This window comes from Nonomuraea sp. NPDC049684, assembly GCF_044465345.1.
Taxonomy (GTDB): Bacteria; Actinomycetota; Actinomycetes; order Streptosporangiales; family Streptosporangiaceae; genus Nonomuraea.
This window is the reverse complement of the sequence record NZ_JBITLO010000015.1, coordinates 41,001-56,259: the sequence shown is the minus strand read 5'-3', so window position 1 is coordinate 56,259 and position 15,259 is coordinate 41,001. Positions and strand designations below refer to the sequence as shown.

The 15,259-nt window shown below is 72.9% G+C and carries 20 protein-coding genes; 9 read left to right on the top strand and 11 right to left on the bottom strand.

Annotated features, from left to right (window positions below):
- Window positions 1-26: 26 nt before the first annotated feature.
- Both ACIBST_RS37165 and ACIBST_RS37160 read left to right on the top strand, forming a co-directional pair.
- Window positions 27-959: a VOC family protein gene (locus tag ACIBST_RS37165; RefSeq protein WP_397178248.1), complete on the top strand. Its 933-nt coding sequence runs from the start codon at window positions 27-29 to the stop codon at window positions 957-959.
- Entirely contained in the window at window positions 959-1,804 is an 846-nt protein-coding gene (locus ACIBST_RS37160; RefSeq protein ID WP_397178247.1) for an alpha/beta fold hydrolase, read from the top strand. Before ACIBST_RS37165 ends, ACIBST_RS37160 begins: the two co-directional genes overlap by 1 nt.
- A 439-nt stretch (window positions 1,805-2,243) precedes the next feature.
- Here ACIBST_RS37160 and ACIBST_RS37155 read toward each other — a convergent pair whose 3' ends face one another.
- The 5 genes from ACIBST_RS37155 to cynR all read right to left on the bottom strand — a co-directional run bounded on the left by ACIBST_RS37155 (window position 2,244) and on the right by cynR (window position 6,766).
- The gene (locus ACIBST_RS37155) at window positions 2,244-3,155 is read right to left on the bottom strand and encodes a LysR family transcriptional regulator (RefSeq protein ID WP_397178246.1); all 912 of its coding nucleotides are present in this window, start codon (window positions 3,153-3,155) and stop codon (window positions 2,244-2,246) included.
- On the bottom strand, window positions 3,152-3,847 hold the full coding sequence (locus tag ACIBST_RS37150; protein ID WP_397178245.1) for a hypothetical protein: 696 nt from the start codon (window positions 3,845-3,847) through the stop codon (window positions 3,152-3,154). Before ACIBST_RS37150 ends, ACIBST_RS37155 begins: the two co-directional genes overlap by 4 nt.
- A gap of 408 nt (window positions 3,848-4,255) precedes the next feature.
- The gene (locus ACIBST_RS37145; protein WP_397178244.1) at window positions 4,256-4,897 is read right to left on the bottom strand and encodes a histidine phosphatase family protein; all 642 of its coding nucleotides are present in this window, start codon (window positions 4,895-4,897) and stop codon (window positions 4,256-4,258) included.
- A 303-nt stretch (window positions 4,898-5,200) separates the two neighbouring features.
- Entirely contained in the window at window positions 5,201-5,509 is a 309-nt protein-coding gene (locus ACIBST_RS37140; RefSeq protein ID WP_397178243.1) for a hypothetical protein, read from the bottom strand.
- Between the two features lie 348 nt (window positions 5,510-5,857).
- Complete coding sequence (gene cynR / locus ACIBST_RS37135) at window positions 5,858-6,766, bottom strand: transcriptional regulator CynR (protein ID WP_397178242.1); 909 nt, start codon at window positions 6,764-6,766, stop codon at window positions 5,858-5,860.
- A gap of 123 nt (window positions 6,767-6,889) precedes the next feature.
- Here cynR and ACIBST_RS37130 point away from each other — a divergent pair, with 123 nt between their 5' ends.
- From ACIBST_RS37130 to ACIBST_RS37120, 3 genes are all read left to right on the top strand, one after another.
- Complete coding sequence (locus tag ACIBST_RS37130) at window positions 6,890-7,477, top strand: carbonic anhydrase (protein ID WP_397178241.1); 588 nt, start codon at window positions 6,890-6,892, stop codon at window positions 7,475-7,477.
- 87 nt (window positions 7,478-7,564) lie between these two features.
- Complete coding sequence (gene cynS / locus ACIBST_RS37125; protein WP_397178240.1) at window positions 7,565-8,035, top strand: cyanase; 471 nt, start codon at window positions 7,565-7,567, stop codon at window positions 8,033-8,035.
- 73 nt (window positions 8,036-8,108) lie between these two features.
- Entirely contained in the window at window positions 8,109-8,609 is a 501-nt protein-coding gene (locus ACIBST_RS37120) for a nucleoside deaminase (protein WP_364342447.1), read from the top strand.
- Between the two features lie 16 nt (window positions 8,610-8,625).
- Here the strand turns inward: ACIBST_RS37120 and ACIBST_RS37115 are convergent, their stop codons facing one another.
- Window positions 8,626-9,537 (bottom strand): LysR family transcriptional regulator, encoded by a 912-nt coding sequence (locus tag ACIBST_RS37115; RefSeq protein WP_397178239.1) that lies wholly within the window; start codon window positions 9,535-9,537, stop codon window positions 8,626-8,628.
- A 97-nt stretch (window positions 9,538-9,634) separates the two neighbouring features.
- On the opposite strand from ACIBST_RS37115, the gene ACIBST_RS37110 reads away from it, so the two are divergent.
- Both ACIBST_RS37110 and ACIBST_RS37105 read left to right on the top strand, forming a co-directional pair.
- Window positions 9,635-10,093: a nuclear transport factor 2 family protein gene (locus tag ACIBST_RS37110; RefSeq protein WP_397178238.1), complete on the top strand. Its 459-nt coding sequence runs from the start codon at window positions 9,635-9,637 to the stop codon at window positions 10,091-10,093.
- Window positions 10,090-10,623 (top strand): YceI family protein, encoded by a 534-nt coding sequence (locus tag ACIBST_RS37105; RefSeq protein WP_397178237.1) that lies wholly within the window; start codon window positions 10,090-10,092, stop codon window positions 10,621-10,623. The genes ACIBST_RS37110 and ACIBST_RS37105 overlap by 4 nt, the downstream gene beginning before the upstream one ends.
- Here the strand turns inward: ACIBST_RS37105 and ACIBST_RS37100 are convergent, their stop codons facing one another.
- The 3 genes from ACIBST_RS37100 to ACIBST_RS37090 form a co-directional block, all read right to left on the bottom strand.
- A complete protein-coding gene (locus ACIBST_RS37100) occupies window positions 10,624-11,052 on the bottom strand; it encodes a VOC family protein (protein ID WP_397178466.1) in 429 nt (142 codons plus the stop codon). It abuts the gene before it with no gap.
- A gap of 194 nt (window positions 11,053-11,246) precedes the next feature.
- A complete protein-coding gene (locus ACIBST_RS37095) occupies window positions 11,247-11,432 on the bottom strand; it encodes a hypothetical protein (RefSeq protein ID WP_397178236.1) in 186 nt (61 codons plus the stop codon).
- 487 nt (window positions 11,433-11,919) lie between these two features.
- On the bottom strand, window positions 11,920-12,084 hold the full coding sequence (locus ACIBST_RS37090; protein ID WP_397178235.1) for a hypothetical protein: 165 nt from the start codon (window positions 12,082-12,084) through the stop codon (window positions 11,920-11,922).
- 209 nt (window positions 12,085-12,293) lie between these two features.
- On the opposite strand from ACIBST_RS37090, the gene ACIBST_RS37085 reads away from it, so the two are divergent.
- Both ACIBST_RS37085 and tsaA read left to right on the top strand, forming a co-directional pair.
- Complete coding sequence (locus tag ACIBST_RS37085) at window positions 12,294-12,740, top strand: LuxR C-terminal-related transcriptional regulator (protein ID WP_397178234.1); 447 nt, start codon at window positions 12,294-12,296, stop codon at window positions 12,738-12,740.
- 56 nt (window positions 12,741-12,796) lie between these two features.
- Window positions 12,797-13,201, top strand: coding sequence for a tRNA (N6-threonylcarbamoyladenosine(37)-N6)-methyltransferase TrmO (gene tsaA, locus ACIBST_RS37080; RefSeq protein ID WP_352331243.1), 405 nt, complete (start codon window positions 12,797-12,799; stop codon window positions 13,199-13,201).
- A gap of 16 nt (window positions 13,202-13,217) precedes the next feature.
- Here the strand turns inward: tsaA and ACIBST_RS37075 are convergent, their stop codons facing one another.
- Together ACIBST_RS37075 and ACIBST_RS37070 are read right to left on the bottom strand one after the other, a co-directional pair.
- On the bottom strand, window positions 13,218-13,904 hold the full coding sequence (locus tag ACIBST_RS37075) for a response regulator (protein ID WP_397178465.1): 687 nt from the start codon (window positions 13,902-13,904) through the stop codon (window positions 13,218-13,220).
- Between the two features lie 21 nt (window positions 13,905-13,925).
- Window positions 13,926-15,128, bottom strand: coding sequence for a sensor histidine kinase (locus ACIBST_RS37070; protein ID WP_397178233.1), 1,203 nt, complete (start codon window positions 15,126-15,128; stop codon window positions 13,926-13,928).
- Window positions 15,129-15,259: the final 131 nt, after the last annotated feature.

Sequence of the window (15,259 nt, the reverse complement as noted above, 5' to 3'; positions counted from 1 at the left end):
ACCGGTTACCCGAGAGGAGAACAGAGATGTCCGGAGTCAAGGAGCTCGGTTACGTCGTCTACGAGGTCAGCGACCTCGCCGACTGGGAGCACTTCGCCGTCGAGCTGCTGGGGATGTCCTTCGGCGAGAAGACCGACGGCGGCTTCACCCTGCGCACCGACGAGAAGGCCCACCGCTGGATCGTCACCGGCGGCCCCGCCGACGACCTGGTGGCCACCGGCTACGAGGTCTCCGACGCCGCCGCGCTGGACGCCCTGGTGGACAGGGTCCGCGCGGCCGGCGTCGAGGTCACCCAGGGCGACGACGCCCTCGCCGCCGCCCGCAAGGTCGAGCGCGTCTTCGTCACCGCCGACCCCATGGGCAACCGGGTCGAGCTGGTCACCGGCCTGGCCGACGCCGCCACGCCGTTCGAGTCGCCGAAGCTGCTCGGCGGGTTCGTGACGGGCGCCGGCGGCGCGGGCCACCAGGTCCTGCCGGCCCACGGCGTCTCGCGGGAGGAGTACCTGCGCTTCTACATCGACCTGCTCGGTTTCAAGGTCAGCGACGTCATCGTCGAGGAGCTGGCCCCGGGCGTGGTCGCCGACCTGATCTTCCTGCACTGCAACGGCCGCCACCACACCGTGGCCTTCGGCGACCTGCCCTCGCCGAAGAGGACCCACCACTTCATGGTCGAGGTGACCGACATCCGCGACGTCGGGCTGGCCTACGACCGGTGCATGGACGCCGGGCAGCCGTTCGAGATGACGCTCGGGATGCATCCGAACGACCACATGTTCAGCTTCTACGTCCACACCCCCTCCGGCTTCAGCGTGGAGTACGGCTGGGGCGGACTGATCATCGACGAGGCGACGTGGGAGGTGAAGACGCTCGACAAGCTGCACAGCTGGGGCCACCGCCCCCCGGGCGTCGTCGCCGGACTGCTGGCCGCCGCATCCACGCCCAACGGGGAGGACCACTGATGGCACTCGACGCCAAGGACATCGCACGCACCGTCCGCACCAAGGACTGGAAGCTGCGCTACTACGAGGCCGGCTCCGGCCATCCGGTCGTGCTGCTGCACGGCAGCGGGCCGGGCGCCACGGGCTGGAGCAACTTCGCCGGCAACATCGAGGCGCTGGCCGAGCGCTTCCACGTCTATGCCGTCGACATGCCCGGCTGGGGCGAGTCCGACCCGGCGACCGTCGACCGGCTCGACCACGTGGAGGCGGCGATCCAGTTCCTGGACGCCCTCGGCATCGAGCGGGCCGCGTTCGTCGGCAACTCGATGGGCGGGCAGACCTCGCTGCGGCTGGCCACCGAGCACCCCGGCCGGATCTCGCACCTGATCACCATGGGGCCGCCGGTCGGCCGGATCCCCACGCTGTTCGGCGCCGGCGACGGCCCGTCCGAGGGGCTGAAGGTGCTGATCGAGGCGTACCGGGACGCGAGCCCGGAGAACATGCGCCGGCTCGTCGAGATCATGGTCTACGACAAGGCCAGGTTCGCCACCCCCGAGCTGTGCCAGGCCCGTTCGGACGCCGCGCTCGCCCGCCCCGACCACCTGCGCAACTACGTGGACGGCCTGCCGAAGGGCGCCCCGCTGCCCAAGTGGGTCAGGCCGGAGCTGCTGCCGGGGATCCAGGCTCCGACTCTGCTCATCCACGGCCGCGACGACCGCGTCGTGTCGTTCGAGACGTCCCTCTACCTGCTGGCCAACATCCCGGACAGCCGGCTGGTGCTGCTCAACCGCTGCGGGCACTGGGCGATGATCGAGCACGCCGACGAGTTCAACCGGCTGGTCGCCGACTTCATCGCGAACAACTGACCCCCGGGGGCGCGGGCCGCTGCTCGCCCGCGCCCAGGACGGAGGCCGGCGAGAGCCGGAGACCGAGGACCACGGACGGACCGGAGGCCGCCTTCATGCCGGCTGTACGTGCCCCTGACCCTGCTGTTCATCCACGAGGTGACCGGCCTGCCCAGGACGACCGCCGGGCTCGGGGTCACCGTGGCGGCGGTCGTGGGGCCGCCGGCCAACCCGGTGGCCGGGCTCCTCGTCGACAGGTTCGACGCGCGCCGCGTGCTGATCGCCACCTACGTGCTGCGTGCGCTCAGGGAGCGGCTGTACACCCTGCTCGCCACCGCCTGGCGCGCCGCCTGCCGCCCGACGCCGTCGGCCCGCCCCGCCCGAAGCCTGAGGCGACCCGCCGATCGCCGTCATGCTGCGCGTACGTGCGAAAGCCGCCGGTGGCGGCGTCGTGGAGCCTTCACGGGGACGCCGCACGGTGGGCGGTGGCCAGTTCGGCGAAGGCGACGGCTGCCGGGAGCGGGTCCGCGGGCAGGACGAGCAGGACGGTCCGCTCGGCGGCCGGCTCCAGCGGGATCGCGTGCACGCCGCTGAGGTGGGCGGGCAGCGCCAGCTCGGGGACGATGCTCAGCCCGAGCCCTTCGGCGACCATGGCGAGGATGCTGTTGGTGTCACGCACCCGGTAGTGACATCTCAGGCTCGCACCCGCCGCCCGCGCGATCGCCGTGATCAGCGGCTCGCACCCGCCCGTGGACATGATGAAGGGGTGCCGCGCCAGTTCGGCCACCGGCAGCGAATCGCGGACGCTCAGCTCGTGACCGCTGGGCAGGACGGCCAGCATGCGGTCGGCGGCCAGCGGCCGCGCCACCGACCCGGCGGGCAGCGGCCGCGCCACCGACCCGGCGGTCAGTGAGACCGCACCGGCCGCGGCCGACACGGTGGCGAGGTCGGCCGCCCCGGTCTCCAGCCACTCCAGGACCTCGTCGTCCGCGCCCTCCATCACCGCGAGCCGCACCCGCGGATGCGCTTCGGCGAACCGGCGCAGGAGCGGCGGCAGCAGCCGGGCGTTGGCGCTGGGGATGACGCCGACGCGCAGGCTGCCGCGCTCCTGCCCGCGGATCGCGGCCACCTCCTGCTCCAGCGCCTCCGCCTGGGTGAGGATGAGCGTCGCGCGGCGGCACACGGCCCGCCCGGCCGCCGTCAGGCGCACCCCGTGGCTGCCTCGTACCAGCAGCGCCACCCCGAGCTCGCTCTCCAGCGCGCGCAACGCGTGACTGACGGCGGACTGGCTGGTGGTCAGCTCCTCGGCGGCCCTGGTCATGTTGCCGGTCCGCGCGACCGCCTGCAGGACCCTGAGCTGGGTGAACGTCACAGCGCCGCACGCAGCAGACCGGCCACCAAGGGGTGTGGCTCCCCGGGACGCGAGCGGGCCTGCGGCACGAACAGCGTGGCCACGTAGTACGGGTGCCCGGGAAGCTCCAGCACCCGGGCCTCGCCGTCGCCGTCCACGCCGGTGACCAGGAAGCCGCCGTCGTGCAGGATCGCTTGCCGGCCGGGGGCGAGGCCGAAGTTGCAGTAGTACTCCTCCTCGACGTCGGTCCGCCCGTACAACGCGGCCACCCGGGAACCGGCATTCAGAGCCACGGGCATGGTCTTGCCCGCCAGCGAGCAGGTCAGCTCCGAGACGAACAGGGTCGAGGCGTACGGGTCGTACTCGGCGTGCTGGGCGTCCTCATGGCCGAGCACGTGGCGTGCGTACTCGATGACCATGTGCTGGCAGCCGCCGCACGTCCCCAGCGTGGGGACGCCTTGCTCGCGGCCGTGCCGGAGCGCGGCCAGCGCGCCGGCCAGGCTGCGGTACGGGCTGCCGGGCGCGCACCACAACACGTCGGCGGCCTCGACCTCGGCCAGGTCGGACTCAAGCGGTTCGGTGGCGAGCCAGCGGACGTCCACGTCGATGCCGAGGTGCGCGGCGGCGTGGCGCAGCGCGTCGTCGGTGGCCAGATGCGGAGGAAACGCCGGATCTCGGTCGCCGATGACCGCGACGCGCAGGGATCGGTCCATGGCCCTCACTATGCGACGCCCCCGTCACGAGCGCCAATGCCGAACACCGCCCCTGCCATGAGCGATCACTCATGCTGACAAAGCAGGTGGGGCGATGGCCGAGCGCGGCTTCGACGACTCTGTGGATCGCGGGTGACTCACAGGGCACGAAGCCATTGATCGAGGACTGCGAAGTCCCCGTCGGCGAGCCCCCTGCGGGCCTCCACGTGCTCTTCCCGCGTTGTCGCCCAGACAAGTTCGCAGGGCAGCGCTGCCAGCCGACTCCCCAGCTCGGGGGTGAGCCGAACCAGGCGCGAGCCCGGCCGTGGTGCGCGGTGCGGGTTGTCGCCGAAGGGGAGAAGGGCCCGTCGACGTCGAGGAAGAGCAGCGGGCGTTCGGTTTGACTGGTCATGTCTGAAGTGAGGAGGTTCAGTGGGCTGCGGGCGGATCGAGATGGCGGGTGTCGCCGAGGCTGGCGACCGTGCGGTTGTGGAAGTAGTCGTCCTCGCGCAGCGTGGTGATGCTGCCCGGCGGAACCCGGAAACTGGCGTAGCCGATCGCGTTGATCGGCATCTTGATCCAGGACGTCACGACGCATGTCAGGGAGCCGCCATGAGTCACGATGATCTGGTGTTCGCAGGGGCGCTGCAGGATCTCGCCCATGGCCGCGTAGACGCGCCGCGCCAATGCCGCCTTGGTCTCGGCGCCCGCCACGCCCTCGTCGTGCTCCAGCCGTTCCCCGACCGCCGGTGGCGGGATGAATCGTCGGTCCAGCCACTCCTGTGGCCTTCCCCCTGCCTCTCCATAGGATTTCTCCCGAAGTCGGCGGTCCAGGACGGGCTTCACGCCGAACAGCTCGGCGACCTTCTCGGCGGTTTGCCGGGTGCGCTGGAGATCTGAGGAGAACAGCTCCACGTCGGCGCCAACTGGGATTCGAGCCCGCAGGGCCCGCGCGATGGAGACCGCCGCGCTGAGGCCGGCCGGTGTCAGCCGCGAATCATGCCAGCCGCCGACGACCCTCTCGACGTGGTGCGTCGCTTCCGGATGGGTGACGGCGTAGATGGTCCGCATGCGTAACGTCCTCTTGTTGGGGCTTTTGAGGGATCTTAAGAGTGGAGGGGGCTGGCCGGGCACGGCGCGGGTTTCGGCCCCGTACGGGTGTGCCGGCGTCACGGCCGTGGAGACGCGATGGATCTTCCTGTCTCAGGAGACGCGGATCTCCCCTCCCTGGTCGGCAGCGGCCTCGTGCGGACGTGCGGCGCCTGGCGGACCGTGCTGACGGTGACCGCCCGGGGGCGCGTTGCGGGAACCTGGGCCTCACGGCGCGGCCGGCCGGCGCCTGCTCGGGCGCCGGCCGGCCGTGCGAGTCGCGGGTCAGGGGTTGTCGTAGCCGATCCACTGGATGTACCAGCCGAACTGCTGGGCGGTGCCCGGGGACAGCGCCGACGCGTCACGCCATTGCACGTAGACGCGGAACTTGGTGGCGGTGGCGTCGTAGACGGCGCTGGGACCGACCAGGTTCCACTGGTTGCCGCCGGTGCTGCTGATGGAGGTGACGTAGACGGGACGCCCGGAGAAGTGCGCGGAGCCGGTGTCGACGTCGATGTAGATGCCGTTGGAGCCGTAGGCCTGCCAGCCCTGTCCGGGGTTGGTCTGACCGGCGGCGATGCGGGCGGTGGGCATGGGGGGTCCTTCCGTCCAGGGAGTTTGTCACGCTCAGTATTCGATCCACCACAAAAAGTGTCGAGGTCAGGAATGCTTGGCCCCGCGGGCACAGGAATCGAGCCCGAAAAGGGTCTGGCCACGTGCCGGGACCCGTGCGCTCCTCCACGACGGGACTGACGGCGACGGCGGCCCGGCCGGGACGACGGAGCTCGTCTCGGCCGCCTACCGGTCGCCCGACGGCGGATGGCACCCGTTGCCCGGCTCCCAGCCCGAGACCGCGGCGTCCGGCGACACCGGCCATGCCCATGGCGATCCTGAAGCGGCACAGCAGGCCCAGACCGGCGGGGTGTAGGCGCGCGCCCGGCTTCAGGCGGGTGGGGTGTAGCCGCGGGAGCGGACGAAGTCCCGGGTGAGCTCGGTGAAGGCGCGGGCAGCCGCGCTGCGGTAGGCGCCCTCGCGGTGCAGCAGGGTGACGGTGCGGCTGGGCAGCGGCGGGTCGAGGGGGACCGGTGTGAGGTGCGGATGGTCGTGGGTGACGGCGTCGGGCAGGACGGTGGCCAGCGGGGTGCGGCGCACGATCTCGGTGAGCGCCTGGATGGAGTTGGCCTCGACCGCGATGCGGGGCGCGGCCCGGTGGCGGGCGAAGTAGGCGTCGATGTGGCCTCGGGTGGCGAAGTCGCCGCTGAGCAGGGCGAGCCGCTCGTCCTTGAGCGCGCCCACCGGGAGGGGGACGGCCGGCGTCCGGGCGTGCGGGGTGCCGGTGACGAGGCTGAGGGTCTCGGTGAACAGCGCGGCGGGGGTGATGCCGGGCAGGTGGGGGCCGGCGAAGGCGATGCCGAGGTCGAGGTCGTCGGCGAGCAGGGCCGCTTCCATGCGGTCCTGGGGCATCTCGGTCAGGGTGAGGCCGACGGCCGGGTGGCGCGCGTACAGCTCGGCGGTGAGCGGGCCGACCAGGTAGGCGGTGAAGGTGGGGGTGACGCCCAGCCGCAGATGGCCGCGGGACAGGTTCTGGACGTCGTGCACGGCGCGTTCGGCGGCGGCCAGGTCGCGAAGCGCGCGCCGGGCGTGGTCGGTGTAGACGGCCCCGGCGTCGGTGAGTCGCACCGCGCGGCCGGTGCGGTCCAGCAGTTGCACGCCCAAGGTCCGCTCGAGCTGCCTGATCTGCTGGGAGAGCGTGGGCTGCGAGATGTGCAGCTCCTCGGCGGCGCGGGTGAAGTTGCCGTGTTCGGCCACGGCGAGCAGGTAGCGCACGTGACGCAGTTCGAGAGCGGCCATGGACAAACTATAGACGAGAGCAATGCCTTTCAGACGGAACATCTCTTGGACACTATATGCCCAGGTCATGCATGCTGGATGTCAGCAGCCCGAAAGGGCCGGCCACCGCCGAAGGGAGTGACCATGCAGAACCTCGCCGAGGGCGTCGCCCGTTTCCAGCGGGACGTCTTCCCGGCCAAGGCGGAGCTCTTCGCCCGTCTGGCCACCCATCACACACCGCACACGCTGTTCATCGGCTGCTCCGACGCCCGCGTCGTCCCCGAGTTGATCACCGGCACCGAGCCGGGTGACCTGTTCGTCATCCGCACCGCCGGCAACCTGGTGCCCGCCTACCGCCCCGAAGCCGACGGGGTGGCCGCGAGCATCGAGTACGCGGTCGCCGCGCTGGGCGTGCGGGACGTCGTCGTCTGCGGCCACTCGGCGTGCGGCGCGATGACCGCGCTGGCCGAGGGGCACGACCTCAGCGGCGCCCCGACCGTCGCCGCCTGGCTGCGGCACGCGGACGCCTCCCGGGCCCGCACCCCCGCCCACGGTGACGTGCCGGGCCTGGTGCGGCAGAACGTGCTCGCCCAGCTGGCGAACCTGGCCACCCACCCGTCGGTCGCCCACGCGCTGGCGGCGGGGAAGGTCGCCCTGCACGGCTGGGTCTACGACATCCCGACCGGCCGCGTCGAGGAGCTGACCGCCGCGGGCGCCGCGCTCACCGCCTGACCCGGCTCCGGGGTTCCCGCCCGCGACCTGCCCGCGGGGAGCCCGCAGCCATTCCGACACCACCCGAAGAGAAGGACGTAACCAACCATGGTGCACGCACAGTTCGACCCCACCGCCCGCCAGGCCCTGGCCGCCGCCGCCGTCGAGGCCAAGACCCGCAAGGACCTGACCTGGCAGCAGATCGCCGACGCCGCCGGCCTGTCGGTGGCCTTCACCACCGCCGCCGTCCTCGGCCAGCACCCGCTGCCGGAGAGCTCCGCCCGCGCCGTGGCCGAGCTGCTGGACCTCGGCGAGGACGCGGCGACGCTGCTGCAGACCATCCCGGTCCGCGGCTCGATGCCGGACCGGATCCCGACCGACCCGACCATGTACCGCTTCTACGAGATGCTCCAGGTCTACGGGACGACCCTCAAGGCCCTGGTCCACGAGCAGTTCGGCGACGGCATCATCTCCGCCATCAACTTCCGGCTCGACGTGAAGAAGGTCGCCGACCCCGAGGGCGGCGAGCGCGCCGTCATCACCCTGGACGGCAAGTACCTGCCGACCAAGCCCTTCTGACCGGGCCTTTCCGACAGAACCCTTCCGGCAGGGCCCACCGACAGGGCCCTGCCGACCACTTCCGGAGGACTTCATGGACTTCGTCCAGCGCACCATCGACCTCGCCCGCCAGAACGTCGCCGAGGGCGGCCGCCCGTTCGCGACCGTCATCGTCAGGGACGGCGAGCTCCTGGCCGAGAGCGCCAACAAGGTCGCCCAGACCGGCGATCCGACCGCCCACGCCGAGATCCTCGCCATCCGCGAGGCCTGCACCAGGCTCGGCACCGAGCACCTGACCGACGCCACCATCTACGTGCTCGCCCACCCCTGCCCGATGTGCCTGGGGGCGCTGTACTACTGCTCCCCGGCCGAGGTCGTCTTCCTCACCACCCGGGACGCCTACGAGCCCCACTACGTGGACGACCGCAAGTACTTCGAGCTGGGCACCTTCTACGACGAGTTCGCCAAGCCCTGGCAGCGGCGCCGGCTGCCGATGCGCCACGAGCCGCGCGCGGACGCCGTCGAGGTGTACCGGTTCTGGCAGGAGCGCAACGGCGGCGAGCGCCGCGTCGCGGGCGCGCCCACCACCGCGTAGGGCGGGGGAGCGGACCTCAGCCCGGCTCGCCGGTCCCGCCGAGCGAGAGCGGGCCGAGCTCGGCGGCGGTCCTGGCCAGCGCGCGTACGGCGGGACCGTCGGCGGTGGACGACCAGACCAGGGCGAACCGGAGAGCCGGGGCGTCGTGCAGCGGCACGAAGACGACGCCGGGCGGCCGGTTGTAGCGGGCCGCGATCTCGCCCAGCGGATGGACGCACTGCCCGGCGGCGACCAGGGCGAGGATCTCGTGGAACGTCCGCGCGACCGGCCCGCGCGGGATACGGCGGCCCAGCGGCGTGCGGGTGGGGACCATCGACGCCACCCAGTACTCCGGAGCCGCGGGGCCCAGGTCGACGACATGCTCGTCGGCCAGGTCCTCCAGCGACGCGCCGCCCCGCCCGGCGAGCGGATGCCCGGCCGACACCGCCAGCACCCGGCCGGTGACGAGCACGGTAGGGCCCACGGTGAGGTCGGGTTCGGCCACGGGCAACCACAACACGTGCGCGTCGGCGTCCCCGGCGCGCAGGGCGGCGAACGGGTCGCCGCCGGTGACCTCGCTGAAGCGGACCTCGGCGCCGGGATGGCGGGCTTGGAAGGCGTCGACGAGCGGGCGCAGCTCGTAGCCCGCGTGGCCGAACACGCCCAGGCGCAGCGTGCGGCCCGCGCCCACCCCCGCGGCCTCGGCCCGGGCCAGCCCCTCCTGGAGCAGGTCGTAGGCCTGCCGCAGATCCTCCCGCAGGCGGCGGCCGACGGGGGTCAGCGCCACCCGCCGGCTGGTGCGGTCGAACAGCGCCACGCCGAGACGCCGTTCCTGCCTGCTGACGGCCTGGCTGACGCGGGCCTGCGAGACGCGCAGCCGCTCGGCGGTACGGCCGAAGTGCAGCTCCTCGGCGAGCGTCAGGAAGATCTCGACGTCCCTCAGCTCCACAGATAACTCCCATGTTATGGATCGCCCCACGAACCCTACCTTGTTCGGCCTCCGACCTGCCCCGATGCTGGACGCACCACCTGAGGGGGAGATCCACATGACCGACCTGCAAGCCATGGCCGACCGCGTCGAGATCGAGGCGCTGCGCGGCGAACTCACCGACGCGGTGCTGACCCGCGACTACGACCGCGTCGAAGCCCTGTTCACGCCCGGCGGCGTCATGCGGTGGCCGCACATCGGCAAGGAGTTCGCCGGACGGGAGGCGATCCGCGCCGGGATCGAGTGGGGGCAGGGCCTCTGGGAGTTCTTCGTGCAGAACGTCCACCCGGGCGTCCTCCGGATCGACGGCGACGCCGCGACCGGCCGGACCTACATCCACGAGTTCGGGCGGATGCGCGACGGCGGCTCCCACACCAACCACGCCGTCTACCACGACCGCTACCAGCGCACCGGCGACGGCTGGAAGTTCGCCGAACGCGTCTACGAGGTCAGATACCTCGACACCAGTCCGCTGCCGGGCTCGGCCCCCGCCGGCGACCAGGAGCGCCCGGCATGACGACCAGCCTGCGCGCCCTGACCGGCGACTACGTCCTCGACCAGGCCCGCACCCGGATCGGCTTCGTCGCCCGGCACACCGTCGGCCCCGCCGTGCACGGGCAGTTCGACCGGTTCGCCGGAACCGGCCACCTGGACGGCGACGACCCGTCCAGGTCGCGCGTCGAGCTCACCGTCCAGGCGGCCAGCGTCCGGACCGGCAACCCGCAGCGCGACCGGTACCTGCGGGGCAAGTACCTCAGGGACGCCGACCACCCGGTGATCACCTTCACCTCGGACCGCGTGGAGCGGACCGGTGAGGCGGCCTTCCGGGTCACCGGGGACCTGAGCATCCGCGGCGTGCGCAACCCGATCACCCTGGAGCTGGAGCTGACCGGCGACGGGGACGACCTGCGGCTCAAGGGCGGCGTCACGATCGACCGCACCGACTGGGGCGTGAAGTGGACCGCCGCCGCCGGGCTCGTCGCCAGGAAGGTGGCGCTGGAGCTCGACCTCGCCGCCACCCGGCGGCCCGCCCCCACCGGGGACTGATCACCCGCCGAGCTGCTGGGCCAGCCCGACGACGATCCCCTCGGGGCCGCGGACGTAGCACAGCAGGTAGCTGTCCTCGAACCGCTCCAGCGTGCCGACGAGCTCGGCGCCGTGCCGGCGCAGGCGTGAGACGACGTCCTCGACGTCGTCGACGGCGAACATGACGCGGCGGATGCCCAGCGTGTTCGCCGGCGGGTCCGCCGGCTCGGGGCGGATCGGCTGCGGAGTGTGGAACATGGCCAGCTCGATCCCGCCGGAGCCGCCCGGGATCCGCAGCATCGCGACCTCCTGCCGGACGCCGTCGAGCCCGATGACCCGTTCCGCCCAGCGCCCCTCGATCGGCCCCCTGCCCTCCAGCTCCATGCCGAGTTCGAGGAAGAACGCGATCACCGCGTCAAGGTCTTCGACGACGATGAGCACGTTGTCCATCCGCTGGATCGCCACGCCGGGCCTCCTTCGTCAAATGCGGCCGCTCGCCGGCCGCCGATGTTCCCAGGACGGAGCCGGCGCCGCGTTCTCGACACGCCGCCGGCGAAATGCCGGTCCCACCTTGTCCCCCCGGGCGGGCCGCCCACCAGATGCCGATGTCATCAGACGGCCCGTGAATCCTGCAGATCCGCCTGTCAGGCGCTCGCCAGGGGCCCGAAGAACGCCCGCACGTCCGCCGCCAGCAGCTCCGGCGCCTCCAGCGCCAGGTACGCGCCGCCGCGGTCGAGCTCGGTCCAGCGCCGGACGTCGGCGTCCCGCTCGGCGAAGCGCCGGATCGTCACGTCGTCCCTGGCCAGCAGCACGGCCGTGGGGACGGTCACCCGCGGCTTGGGCCGTAGGCGCCCGGGTCGTGGCCGACCTCGAAGTAGAGGTTGGCGACCGACCCGGCGGTGGCGGTGAACCACATGAGGCTGACGTCGGTCAGGACGCGGTCGCGGGCATGATCTGTTGACCCCCAGGCCCTCCCGCATGAAGGTCTGCATGATGCCCAGGCGGCGCTGCTCGTCGGCGGTGAACTCGTCCTCGTCCGGCGAGGGGAAGGCGACCCAGGCGTTGACGGTCCATGATCTGGTTCGACGGCGACCGCGACATGGCCTGGCGCACCGCCGAGCAGCTCGACGCCCTCCAGGTGCCGCCGGACGACCAAGTCGTCCCGGTGCACCGGCTGTCGCGCTGGTTCATCGCCATGGCGCTCGGTCGGCCGGCCGACGGGCTGCCGCCCCTGGCCGAGGTGGTGGAGTCGGCCCGCGCGCCGGCGAAGGCCGACCGCCGCGTGCTGCTGCTGATCGGCGGCCGGGGCCTGGCCGACTACGACGCCCGCACCCACATGCTGGCCTCCGCGGCCACCGCCACGATCCGGGCCGAGGGCATGGTCGGCCTGCTGCCGCAGGCGCTGACGTTCCTCTCCCGCGTCGAGTACGCGCGCGGCCGCCACGCCGAGGCGCGCAGCCTGGCCACCGAGGCCGTGGCCATCTCCGCCGACACCGGCCAGCCCGCGTGGGCGCGCCAGGCGGCCGGGCTGCTGGACCGGTTCGCGGCCGTCCGGGGCGAGGCGCTCCGATCCGGCCACCGCCCACCCGGGCGCGCTCGCCCTGCTCCACCTCGGTCAGGGACGTTCCGAGCAGGCCCTGCTCAGCCTGGAATCGCTCGTCTACGGGCGCTCCCGCAACCGCATCCAGGCCATGCACCACGTGCCCGACCTGGTCGAGGCCGCGCTGCGCAGCGGCAGGATCGCCCGCGCGGCGGAGCAGTTCGCCCGGCTGGAGTCGTGGGCGGCGACGCTGGGCCGGCGCTGGGCCGACGCCCTGGTCCTGCGCTGCCGGGCGCTGCTGGACACCGCCGGCGACCCCGGCGCGCACTTCCGCGCCGCGCCGGCCGCGCGCACGCGTACCGAACTGGGCGCCACGGGCTGGAGCGCGCCACGCCGCACCGGCGCGGCCCGGTTCGCGCGGCTCACCCCGCAGGAACGGCAGATCGTGCAGCTGGCCGCCACCGGGCTGTCCAACCGGGACATCGCCGCACACCTGTTCCTGAGCCCGCGCACGGTGGGCCAGCACCTGTACAAGGCCTTCCCCAAGCTGGGCGTCACCGCCCGCGGCCAGCTCGCCGGCCTCACGCTCGACGAATGACCCCGCCGGACGGCGGTCTTGACCGGCGTCCCCGCACGGGGAAGGATCCAGGACTCGTGACCGAACACACGCTGCGCCCGGTCGGGCGCGTCGAGTCGACACTGACCGATCGCGCGGCGGCGCCCCGGCAGCCCGACGAGGGAGCCCCCGACGCCTGGCTGGTCTTCGACGACCGGTACGCCCCCGCCCTCGACGGCCTGACCCCGGGCACCGACGTCCTGCTGCTCACCTGGCTCGACCGGGCCGACCGCGACACCCTGGCCGTCCACCCGCGTGGCGACGCCGCCCGGCCGCTCACCGGCGTCTTCGCCACCCGCGCACCCGACCGGCCCAACCCGATCGGCCTGCACACCGTGCACATCCTGGCCGTCGAGGGCCGGCGGGTGCACGTCCGCAACCTGGAGGCGCTCGACGCGACCCCGATCCTCGACGTCAAGCCCCTGCTCACGCCCGACCGCTGAGCGCGGGCGTCCTGCGCTAACCCTGGTCGCCGGCGGACGTCCGGGGGGACAGCGGGTGGCCGGGGCGGACGAGGCCGGCGTCGTACGACACCACCACCACCTGCGCCCGGCTGCTCAACCCGAGCTTGGCCATCAGCCGGTTGAGATGCGTCTTGACCGTGCCCTCGCTCACCGACAGCCGCTCGGCGATCTCCTTGTTCGACAGCGCGTGCCCGACCAGCCGCAGCACCTCCGTCTCGCGCCCGGTGAGCCGGTCGAGTGAGGGGGCGGGCAGCGGGGCGGGCGGCTCGGCGAACGCCTCGATCAGCCGCCTGGTCGCGGCCGGGGCCAGCAGGATGTCGCCCGCCGCGACCGTGTGGATGGCGGCGATCAGGCGTTCGGGCGGGGTGTCCTTGAGCAGGAACCCGCCGGCGCCCAGGCGCAGCGCGTTGTAGACGTACTCGTCGAGGTCGAACGTGGTCAGGATGAGCACCTTGGGCGGCGGGTCGTGGGCGGCGGCCAGGATGCGCTCGGTCGCCGTCAGGCCGTTGATGCCGGGCATCCTGATGTCCATGAGGATCACGTCGGGCCGCAGCGTGGCGGCCAGGCGCACGGCCTCCTCACCGTCGGCGGCCTCGCCCACGACCTCCAGGCCCGCGGCGCGCAGGAGCGCGGCCAGACCCGCGCGGATGAGCACCTGGTCGTCGACGACGAGGACTTTGATCTCGCACCTGCTTCACGGTCGTCACGGCGGCCGATCGTCGGCGCCGGGCACGGGGAGCGGGAAGGTCGCCAGAACCTCGAACCCGCCCTCGGGCAGCGGCCCGGCGATGATCGACCCCTGGTAGAGCCTGACACGTTCAGTCATGCCGATCAACCCGTGGCCGCCGGTGGGCCCGTCCTCCGCCTGGACGGCGGTGCCGTCGTTGCTGACGCGTAACGTCAGCGTGGTCGGCCCGTAGCCGATGTGGATCTCGACCCGGCCGGGGTCGGCGTGCTTGAGCACGTTCGTCAGCGACTCCTGGACGATGCGGTAGGCGCACAGGTCGAGACCGGACGGCAGCGGCCGGGCCCGGCCCTCGACGACGAGCTCGGTGGCGACGCCCGCCCCGCGCATGCGCTCGACCAGCGGATCGAGGGCCAGCAGGCCCGGCGCGGTGGCGTAGAGGCCCTCGTCGTCGTCGTGGGCCTCGATGCGCAGGATCGACAGCAGCCGGCGCATCTCGGTCAGCGCCTCGTGGCTGGTGTCGGCGATGACGCCCAGCGTGGCGTGGGCGGTGGCCGGGTCGCTCAGCGCCACGTAACGCCCCAGCCCGGCCTGTACGGAGATGACCGACATGTGGTGGGCGACGACGTCGTGCAGCTCGCGGGCGATGCGCACCCGTTCGCGGGTGACCGCCCGCCGGGCGGCGGCGCCCTGCTCCGCGCGCAGCTGCGCGGCGAGGTCGGCGAGCTGCGCGGTGCGCTCCGACAGCAGCCGCACGCTGGTGCCCGCGCCTGCGCCGCAGGCCGCCACGATGCACGACTGCGCGGCGGCCGACCACAGCGCCAGGCCCGGCTGCTGCACCGAGGCGTAGGTCCACTCGACGACGATCAGCGCCGCACCGGCCGCGCACCACGCCCACGACCGGTGGGCGGCCACGGAGTAGAGCGCCACCAGCGGCCCGATGCTGTTGAGCCCGTGGTGGTAGCCCAGCACGTGGTAGACCAGCGAGGCGCCCACCGACACCAGCAGCACCGCCACCGGCGTCGCCCTGCGCAGCGCCAGCGGCGCGTTGACCAGCACGGTCAAGGCCGCCGACAGGGCGTCGCCCGGCCGGCCCCGGCCCGGCTCGAACATCTCCCACAGCCAGGTGCCGACGACGAGCGCCAGGGCCACGGCGCCGTCGAGCAGCAGCGGGTGGACCGCGAACACCCGCCGGACGATGGACGGGGCGGTGAAGGGCACCCGTCACGCTAACCCCGGCGCCGCCGCGGGCGCATCAACCCGGAGGTGGACATCGGCTGCCGCGGAAGTTGCAGACCCCCGCGTCCCGCCCGCGACTGATTTCCGCATCACCCTCACGACTGATGAGACCG